9 protein-coding genes and 1 tRNA gene are annotated in these 8,257 nt (G+C 64.8%); 2 read left to right on the plus strand and 8 right to left on the minus strand.

Annotation, left to right across the window (positions count from 1 at the left end; all coding sequences use genetic code 11):
- Window positions 1–92: 92 nt before the first annotated feature.
- The 3 genes from ACXJL8_RS26535 to ACXJL8_RS26545 form a co-directional block, all read right to left on the minus strand.
- Window positions 93–530 carry a DUF2948 family protein gene (locus tag ACXJL8_RS26535; protein ID WP_456620531.1) on the minus strand — a complete coding sequence of 146 codons (438 nt, stop codon included), beginning with the start codon at window positions 528–530 and terminating at the stop codon, window positions 93–95.
- A gap of 82 nt (window positions 531–612) precedes the next feature.
- Window positions 613–1,272, minus strand: coding sequence for an epimerase (locus tag ACXJL8_RS26540; RefSeq protein ID WP_456620532.1), 660 nt, complete (start codon window positions 1,270–1,272; stop codon window positions 613–615).
- A 26-nt stretch (window positions 1,273–1,298) separates the two neighbouring features.
- Window positions 1,299–2,237 (minus strand): SDR family oxidoreductase, encoded by a 939-nt coding sequence (locus ACXJL8_RS26545; protein WP_456620533.1) that lies wholly within the window; start codon window positions 2,235–2,237, stop codon window positions 1,299–1,301.
- 151 nt (window positions 2,238–2,388) lie between these two features.
- Here ACXJL8_RS26545 and ACXJL8_RS26550 point away from each other — a divergent pair, with 151 nt between their 5' ends.
- On the plus strand, window positions 2,389–2,964 hold the full coding sequence (locus ACXJL8_RS26550; RefSeq protein WP_456620534.1) for a TetR/AcrR family transcriptional regulator: 576 nt from the start codon (window positions 2,389–2,391) through the stop codon (window positions 2,962–2,964).
- A gap of 6 nt (window positions 2,965–2,970) precedes the next feature.
- Here the strand turns inward: ACXJL8_RS26550 and ACXJL8_RS26555 are convergent, their stop codons facing one another.
- From ACXJL8_RS26555 to ACXJL8_RS26575, 5 genes are all read right to left on the minus strand, one after another.
- The gene (locus ACXJL8_RS26555; RefSeq protein WP_456620535.1) at window positions 2,971–3,795 is read right to left on the minus strand and encodes an alpha/beta fold hydrolase; all 825 of its coding nucleotides are present in this window, start codon (window positions 3,793–3,795) and stop codon (window positions 2,971–2,973) included.
- 148 nt (window positions 3,796–3,943) lie between these two features.
- Window positions 3,944–4,453, minus strand: coding sequence for a hypothetical protein (locus tag ACXJL8_RS26560; RefSeq protein WP_456620536.1), 510 nt, complete (start codon window positions 4,451–4,453; stop codon window positions 3,944–3,946).
- Window positions 4,454–4,748: 295 nt separating this feature from the next.
- Window positions 4,749–5,057: an EthD family reductase gene (locus tag ACXJL8_RS26565; RefSeq protein ID WP_456620537.1), complete on the minus strand. Its 309-nt coding sequence runs from the start codon at window positions 5,055–5,057 to the stop codon at window positions 4,749–4,751.
- A gap of 124 nt (window positions 5,058–5,181) precedes the next feature.
- Window positions 5,182–6,888 carry an FAD-dependent oxidoreductase gene (locus tag ACXJL8_RS26570; protein ID WP_456620629.1) on the minus strand — a complete coding sequence of 569 codons (1,707 nt, stop codon included), beginning with the start codon at window positions 6,886–6,888 and terminating at the stop codon, window positions 5,182–5,184.
- 39 nt (window positions 6,889–6,927) lie between these two features.
- Entirely contained in the window at window positions 6,928–7,128 is a 201-nt protein-coding gene (locus tag ACXJL8_RS26575) for a hypothetical protein (RefSeq protein WP_456620538.1), read from the minus strand.
- Window positions 7,129–7,448: 320 nt separating this feature from the next.
- Between ACXJL8_RS26575 and ACXJL8_RS26580 the strand changes: the two genes are divergently transcribed.
- Window positions 7,449–7,523 (plus strand) — tRNA-Thr (locus ACXJL8_RS26580).
- The last annotated feature ends 734 nt before the right edge of the window (window positions 7,524–8,257 follow it).

Raw genomic sequence — 8,257 nt, forward strand, 5'->3', positions numbered from 1 at the left:
CCATAACCACAAGCATTCGTGGTTATGGGTGGTTATGGGTCCTGGCTTTCGCCAGGACGACGGCTGAGGGTTTGGCGCGGGATGCCCGTCCCTCACCCCTCCCCGACCGTTCCCAGCTCATCCGCCCCCAGATCGGTCAGCTCGCATTCCAGACATTCGACGTCGAGGCGGATGGCGCCGCCTTGGGCAAACAGCAGCAGCGCGCTGCCGCCGGGCTCCTCGTCGCGGCCGTCCTGGGGGTGAAACTCGATGCCGAGAAGATCCAGCAGCTTGTCCGGCGCGGCGAGGTCGATGTTGCGCGACTTGCAGGCCAGCACACGGTCGAAGCGCAGCGCGGCGACCAGCCGGCGCGGCGCGGCCTCACCTTCCAGCGTCTGTTCCCAGTCCAGCCGGCTCATGCCGACCACCAGCCGCTTCTCACCCTGCCGCCAGACGATGTCCGATGTCTGCACGCGGGCATCCTGCACATGGGTCGAGATCACGGCGAGATCGTCGGCATCGAGCGCAATCAGTTTGAGCTGGGGAGACATCACCGGCGCTTCTCCTTCGGGGCGGATGCGGCACAACGCGCATGGGCGCCAGAAATATCCGCAAAACTAACGGGCCGGCGGACTAGAGGCTATTGATATCCTTCATCTCCAGCACCTTCCGCGGATAACCCTGCCGGGCGACATGGATCATGGCGCGGCCGATCTGCTCGGTCGAGGTGACGAGCCCTGGCGAGATCCGGCGGAGCACCGACCAGAGTGGCCATGTCGCGGTGTAGACGGCCTGCACCCACGCGGTCTTGGAGCGGGCGCCGTGCAGGGGCTGGATCGCGCCGGGACGGAACATGTAGGCGCCCTTGAACGGCAGCTTGAGCAGATCGTTCTCGGTCTTGCCCTTGATCCGCGCCCACATCCGCGTCCCCTGCTCCGTGGAATCGGTTCCGGCGCCGGTGACGTAGGTGAAAATCATCTGCGGATTGAGCCTGGCCAGCATCGTCGCCGCCGCGAGCGTGATGTCGTAGGTGAGGTGGCGGTAACGCTCCTCGCTCATGCCGATCGAGGAGACGCCGAGACAGAAGAAACCGGCATCGAAGCCGGTGAGCTGCGCTTCGATCGCCGAATAGTCGATAAAATCGTCGTGGATGATCTCGGTGAGCTTGGCGTTGCGCACGCCGGTCGGGCTGCGACCGACCGCGACGACGCGCGCGACGCCGGGATCGATCAGGCATTCGCGCAAAACACCCTGCCCGACCATGCCGGTCGCGCCGAAGATGATGACTTGCATCGGAACGTCCCCAACGGCGTCGCGGCTCATGCGGCGGCCGCGATCTCGTCGAAGGATACACCGGTCAGTGTCGCCGAGACATCCCACAGCATCGCAGCAGCGGCAAAATCCTTCGCCCGCGGCATGATCTTCGCCGGCTCGGGCGGCCCCTTCAATTCATAGAACCCGTTCGGACCGTAATAGCCGCCGGGCTCGGCGAACGACGAGGTCGCCGCGAACAAGGTGGGCAGCGCGCCGTCGGCTGCGGACTGGCTGATCAAGGGCTGCAACAGCCGTCCGACTTGCCATGACAGGGTGTTGGTGCCCGGACCGTTCGGAATGAGATCGGTCCGCGCGTAGCCGGGATGGGCGGCGAGACTCATCACGCCCCACCCTGCCGCGTCGCTGCGGCGCTGCAACTCCAGCGCAAACATCAGCATCGCGAGCTTGGACTGGCAATAGGCCCGCCACGGCCGATAGGAGCGCTTGCATTGCAGGTCGTCGAAATCGATCGCGCCGGAGCGGTGCGCGAGACTGGACAGATTGACGATCCGGGCCGCCTTGGTGCGGCGAAGCTGCGGCAGCAGGCGTGCCGTGAGCGCATAATGGCCGAGATAGTTGGTGCCGAGCTGCATCTCGAAACCGTCCGCGGTCTCCTGCCGCGTCGGCAGCGCCATCACGCCGGCATTGTTGATCAGGAGGTCGAGCGTTTCATTGCTGGCGGCAAAGCGTCTGGCGAAATCGGCCACGGAGGCGAGACTTGCGAGATCCAGATGCTCATAGGCGATCAGCGCGTTGGGAAAGCGGTTGCAAATGCCCTCGATCGCCCGCAGGCCCTTTGCGTCGTTGCGCCCGGTGAGTATGACGATGGCGCCGGCACCCGCCAGCGCCAGTGCCGTCTCGTAGCCGAGGCCGCCCGTGGCTCCGGTGACGACGGCGGTCTTGCCGCTGAGGGAGGGGATGTCTGCCGTGGTCCAGTCGGTCATGCCATATCTCCAGGCTGGGGGATACAAAAGGCCCGCGACCGAACTAAATGTGCACTTGGTGCAACTTTGCAAGGGGTGAAGGAATTTGAAGGCTTCGAGGCACATCGGGAAACGCGCCAAGCCATTGTCTTCGGAAGAGAAACCGCCGGCAATGCCGGGCCTGCGCCAGCGCAAGCGGCAGCAGACCCGCGAGCGGCTGAAGCGCGCGGCGATGGCGCTGTTTCTGGAGCGCGGCTTCGAGGCCACGACCATCGACGATGTCGCGGCCGCGGCGGACGTGTCGCGCCGCAGCTTCTTCCATTATTTCGCCTCGAAGGAGGATGTGGTCGCCGCCTGGCAGGAGGATGCAGCGGCCGCGCTGGTCGCCGAGATCCTCGCCAGGCCCGCGGACGAATCCATGCTGACGGCGGCGGAGAATGCGATCGCCGCGGCGGTCAAGCGGATCGATCCGACCGAGGCAGCCGCGATGTCGCGGCTCAAGCGCGACAATCCCGCGCTTCACGCGCGCGACCAGCTCAAATACGAGAAGCTCGAGCGGGCCTTGGCGGAAGGGCTGGCCCAGCGCTCCGGCCGCAAATCAGACCGGCTGAAGGCGCGTCTCGTCGCCATGATCGCCACCGGCGCGATGCGCGTCGGCGGCGAGAGCTGGATCGGCGAAGGTGCGCGGGAAAAGCCGGAGGCTTTCGTCAAGCGGACCTTCGACGCGATCAGGGGGATATTGGAGTGAGGCGCCTCACCCCTTGAAGAACGCCAGCAGATCCGCGTTGATGGTCTCGGCATGTGTCGTCGGCATGCCGTGCGGAAAGCCCTTGTAGGTCTTCAGCGTGCCGTTCTTGAGCAGCTTGGCCGACAGCGGCGCAGAGTCGGCGTAAGGCACGATCTGGTCGTCGTCGCCGTGCATCACCAACACGGGCACGTTGATCTTCTTCAGGTCCTCGGTGAAGTCGGTCTGCGAGAAGGCGACGATGCCGTCGTAATGCGCCTTCGCGCCGCCCATCATGCCCTGCCGCCACCAGTTCTGGATCACCGCTTCCGACGGTTTCGCGCCGGGACGGTTGTAGCCGTAGAACGGGCCGGCGGCGATGTCGCGGTAGAAGCTCGAACGGCCGGCGGCGAGCTGGACCTGGAAATCGTCGAACACGCTCTTCGGCAGGCCGCCGGGATTGGCCGCGGTCTGCACCATCAGCGGCGGCACCGCGGACAGGATCGCAGCCTTCGCCACCCGGCTCTCGCCATGGCGCGCAATGTAATGCACGACCTCGCCGCCGCCGGTGGAGTGGCCGACGTGAATGGCGTTCTTGAGGTCGAGATGCGCCGTCACGGCCGCGAGGTCGTCGGCATAGTGATCCATGTCGTGGCCGTCGGCGACCTGCGACGAGCGGCCGTGGCCGCGGCGGTCATGGGCGATGACGCGGTAGCCGCGGGTCACGAAGAACATCATCTGCGCGTCCCAGTCGTCGGACGACAGCGGCCAGCCATGGCTGAACACGATCGGCTGACCGGAGCCCCAGTCCTTGTAGAAGATCTCGACGCCGTCTTTGGTGGTGATGGTGGGCATGAAAGGCTCCTTTTAGTGGGACGTCATTCCGGGGCGCGCATCCGCGCGAACCCGGAATCTGGAGATTGTTGTGCGAGATTCTCAGGTGCGCGATTGCGCACCAGAGTTCATCGCTGCGCGATGCCTCGGAATGACGAGGATCGTGCGATCAGGCAAACGCCATCGGCTTGAAGCGGCGCCAGGCGCCGACGGTCACCACCACGAAGAACACCAGCACGATGCCCTGCACCACGGCGAACACCGGGCCCGACGGCGGTGCCGGCGGCACGGCGGGCGCGAGCGCGGCCAGCGCCGGCACCTTCAGGAACGACTGGATCACCAGCACGAAGACGTTGAAATAGAGCGAGATCATCGCGGTCACGACGTAGACCGGACGCCAGACGCCGGCGAGCTTCATGCCGTACAGCGCGAAGCAGGCGATCGCGAGCAGCACCAGCGAGATGATGCCGATGATATGCGACGGCAGCAGCTCCTTGAACGGAAACAGGAAGCCGGTGGCGCTGGTCAGAATCGTGAACAGCAGGAAGATCGCGGTGAGGCCCGGCAGCGGCTTCGAACCCAGCAGGCCGAACATCACGATGAGGCCAGCGACGATCGCGATCAGGCTGATGATGACATGGACCAACGTGAAGGCGGGCAGGCTCAACCCAAGAACCATGGCATCTCTCCTATTCTCTGCATTGAGATCGGATTAGTATTACGGTCCTCATGAGATTGCCACATGCGTTGTCGTCACACGCATGGTCAAAGCCATGCGTCATCGTGCGAATCGACAAACGCATGGCTGAATTTTTTGCATCGCTGTCACAAACGACGGCAGTTTGTAGTTTGTAGCCCGGATGGAGCGTAGCGTAATCCGGGAATCGTGCCACAAGCGACAGCGGCCCCGGATTGCGCTTCGCTCCATCCGAGCTACGAGCTCTCAGGTCTTCGACGAAAGTTGAATCGATCCTTCACACGTCCTTGGTGTCGAAGATCAGCAGGTCGGCGCCGCCGCTGGCGAATTTCGGCACGTCGCCTGCTGCCGCCTTGCCCTCTGCACTGCCGAATGCCGCCTGGATGTCGGCCACGCTGTTGAAGGAGAGAATGGCGACGAGGTGGACTCCGGAAGGTCCCGCGGGGGAGCCGACCGGCCCCGTGCTGACGGCGTATTTTTTCAGGCCGGGAAGTTTCTTGGCGAGTGGAATGTGGGTCTCGGCATAATGCTTGTCGAAGGCGGCAGCATCCTTGGGCGTCTTGTAGAGCACGACGAGTTCAGCCATTTAGTCCTCCCTTGCGAATCCTTGTTCTTCCACGCGCGATTGGCCTCGCGACGGGGGATAGTCCGTGGGACACGGCAAGATGGCAAGTCAGATTCCGCTTGCCACCTGCTTGTCTTGTCCTTGGCTAAAGCGCCGGTTTTGCGGCGTCGCCGAGGAAGCCGTGCAGGGACGCCACGACCTGCGCGCCCTCGCCGATGGCGCCGCCGACGCGCTTGACCGAGCCGGAGCGGACGTCGCCGACGGCGTAGACGCCGGGCACGGAGGTCTCCAACGGCGCCACCAGCCGGCCCTGGTTCTGCTCGGACTGCGCGCCGGTGACGACGAAGCCGCCGCGATCGAGCGTCACGCCGCAGCCGTCGAGCCAGTTGGTGGCGGGATCGGCGCCGACGAACAGGAAGAGATTGCGGATGTCGGCAACATCCTCGTCGCTCGACAGCCGGCTCTTCCAGCGGATGCGCCGCAGCAGCGAGGCTTCATCGCCCTCGAGCGCCGTGATCTCGGTGTTGAACAGCAGCTCGATGTTCGGCGTCGCTTCGATGCGCTCAATGAGATAGCGCGACATGCTGGCCCCTAAGCCGCCGCCGCGGATGATCATCAGCACTTTCTTGGCATGGCCCGACAGGAACACGGCGGCCTGCCCCGCCGAATTGCCGGCGCCGACCAGCGCCACCTCCTCGCCGGAGCAAAGCCGCGCCTCCACGGGCGAGGCCCAGTACCAGACGCCGCGGCCCTCGAACTTGTCGAGGTTCGCCATCTCAGGCCGGCGATAGCGCGCGCCGCTCGCGACCACCACCGCACGCGAGCGCAATGTGTCGCCGCAATCCAGCGCAAGCGCGAAGGTGCCGGCTCTGCGCGAACAGTCCAGCGACTTCACCGACATCGGGATCATGATCTCGGCGCCGAACTTCTGCGCCTGGGTGAAGGCCCGGCCGGCCAGGGCCTGGCCGGAGATGCCGGTCGGAAAGCCGAGATAGTTTTCGATGCGCGCGCTGGCGCCGGCCTGGCCGCCGAAGGCGCGCGTATCGACGACCGCGACCGAGAGGCCTTCGGAGGCCGCGTAGACCGCGGTCGCGAGCCCCGCCGGCCCGCAGCCGACGATCGCGACGTCGTAGATGCGATCGTCCTTCGACCCGCCGATCATGCCGATGGCGCGCCCGAGCTCGATCTCGCTGGGATTGCGCAGCACGCTGCCGTCGGCGGTGACGACCAGCGGCCAATCCTCGGGCTTCGGCGAATAACGCGCAATCACCTCCGCCGCGTCATTCTCGCTGTCGGGATCAAGCAGATGATGCGGCTGGCCGTTGCGGGTGAGGAAGCCCTGCAAGCGCACCACGCCGGCGGAGTTCGACGGCCCGATCAGCACGGGGCCACCGATGCCGCCCTGGATCAGGCTGACCCGGCGCAGGATCAGCGCGCGCATGATGCGCTCGCCGAGCTCGGCTTCGGCGACCAGCAGCGCGCGCAGCCGGTCCGGCGGGATCAGGAGCACCTCGACATCGCCCTCGGCGCGGCCATCGACCAGCGCCGGCCTCCCCGAGAGCTGGCCGAGCTCGGCCAGGAATTGTCCCGGCCCCTGATCGATCACCGGGGTGATGTGACCGAGCCCGTCACGCTGGGCGATGGCGACATGGCCCTTCAGCACGACGAACATGCCCGGCCCCGGCTTGCCGGTCTCGAACAGCAGCGCGCCATCCGCGTAGGTGCGAAGCTCGCCGAAAAGACGCATCCGCTCGATCTCGGCGGGCGTCAGCGTCGGAAAGGTCTGCTCGGGGCGCGAGAACTGTGCCATCTGCGCCTCCCTGTCGGTTCGTTGCACCTCGTCTTGCCCCATGGTCACTCTCACTCATTCCAAAATTCTCGCCGCCGGATTCTAACCACCGGTCTTGCCGGCGATCCCCTCATCTAGGGAATCATCGTCGTTCTGCGAGGGCTCGGTGATGGCGGCACGTTCGCGCGCCTGCACCTTCCGCCGCTTCAGGTTTTCGCGCAGCGCCGATTTCAGCCGGTCGTCCCGGGACGCCCGGTCCTGTCTTGAGTCCTGCCTTGCGCTCTTGTCGTTCTCGTCGGTCATCACGGGCCCATCAATGCGATCGGCCGCAGGATGCCATCGAATAACGGCAGCTCAAGAGGCGATCACCGGCTGCGACAACGAAGTCGCCAGATTTGGGCGAATTCGAGGGCGTGGCCAACTGGCCAATTGGCTGGGGGATATCGGTACCCGAATCGGCCGAAAGCTGGCCGGCTCAAGCCAAAACAGCCATTTTGGCCCCGATATCAGCCCGATTTTCTCGATTTGACGGGGCCTGCAAGCTTGCACAGGCGGGGGGCTTGTGGCAGATATCGGCCCGCTTGGTAGGCCCCTCATGGCGGCCGATTCTTATCCCAGCACCTGCTGCCGTAGCTCAGTGGTAGAGCACTCCATTGGTAATGGAGAGGTCGACAGTTCAATCCTGTCTGGCAGCACCATTTTCTGGGTTCAATCACGCACAGATCGGCATTCTCGCGGCACGTAGCGCCCGAGTTTTTCTCGTTTCCTTGACCCTCTTTCCGTGAAGAGGGCGCAGGGAAGACCGGGTGCCGGCTGGCACCCATGATCCGCTGTGCGAAGAATTTGCACACGCAAATGCACAGGCGGACAACAGGTGGGCCGGAAAACACCCGGCCTTCCCTGCGCGATGGGTTGACGGCTTATGCGCGCTCTCCCCGGAGCCGAGTTCCTTCTGGCCTCCGTCACCTTGCGAATTGGCGATGTCCCGCGGCCCGGTTGAGCTCCGATCCATCTCCGCAAGGCTTGACCGTAGCAACGACGGTCAGGACCACACGTTTTCGCCGTACGCTTCAGCGCCGTCCGTTCCGCACGCAGCAAGGATCTCACGAGGTTCATCTCGCCCTGATCCCGCCTTCGCGTGCCCGACGCCACCGCGTCCACCGCACCCCCGCCCACGTTCGTGACGACGTACGATCGCCCCTCTTCCTGGACCAGGATGGCGGAATAGTGCCGTAAATCCGAATTTCGGTAAAGTGAAAAATTTTTGCGACGGGGGATTGACGGTGTTTCGGGGGAGCCAGGTGTTTTGCCCGACGGGTCAAATGAGCGCGGGCGTCTCAGCTCGTAGGATGGGGAGAGCGGAGCGAAACTCATCGCGCCTTGTCTGCGCGGAAGCATGATGGGTTTCGCAAGTGCTCTACCCATCCTACGC

The organism is Bradyrhizobium sp. P5_C11_2 (assembly GCF_054049755.1).

Excerpts from the sequence above, each read along its gene's own strand:
- ACXJL8_RS26535 (WP_456620531.1), bottom strand. The coding sequence starts at position 530 with ATGTCTCCCCAGCTCAAACTGATTGCGCTCGATGCCGACGATCTCGCC.
- ACXJL8_RS26540 (WP_456620532.1), bottom strand. The coding sequence starts at position 1,272 with ATGCAAGTCATCATCTTCGGCGCGACCGGCATGGTCGGGCAGGGTGTT.
- ACXJL8_RS26545 (WP_456620533.1), bottom strand. The coding sequence starts at position 2,237 with ATGACCGACTGGACCACGGCAGACATCCCCTCCCTCAGCGGCAAGACC.
- ACXJL8_RS26550 (WP_456620534.1), top strand. The coding sequence starts at position 2,389 with ATGCCGGGCCTGCGCCAGCGCAAGCGGCAGCAGACCCGCGAGCGGCTG.
- ACXJL8_RS26565 (WP_456620537.1), bottom strand. The coding sequence starts at position 5,057 with ATGGCTGAACTCGTCGTGCTCTACAAGACGCCCAAGGATGCTGCCGCC.
- ACXJL8_RS26575 (WP_456620538.1), bottom strand. The coding sequence starts at position 7,128 with ATGACCGACGAGAACGACAAGAGCGCAAGGCAGGACTCAAGACAGGAC.
- ACXJL8_RS26555 (WP_456620535.1), bottom strand. The coding sequence starts at position 3,795 with ATGCCCACCATCACCACCAAAGACGGCGTCGAGATCTTCTACAAGGAC.
- ACXJL8_RS26570 (WP_456620629.1), bottom strand. The coding sequence starts at position 6,888 with ATGGGGCAAGACGAGGTGCAACGAACCGACAGGGAGGCGCAGATGGCA.
- ACXJL8_RS26560 (WP_456620536.1), bottom strand. The coding sequence starts at position 4,453 with ATGGTTCTTGGGTTGAGCCTGCCCGCCTTCACGTTGGTCCATGTCATC.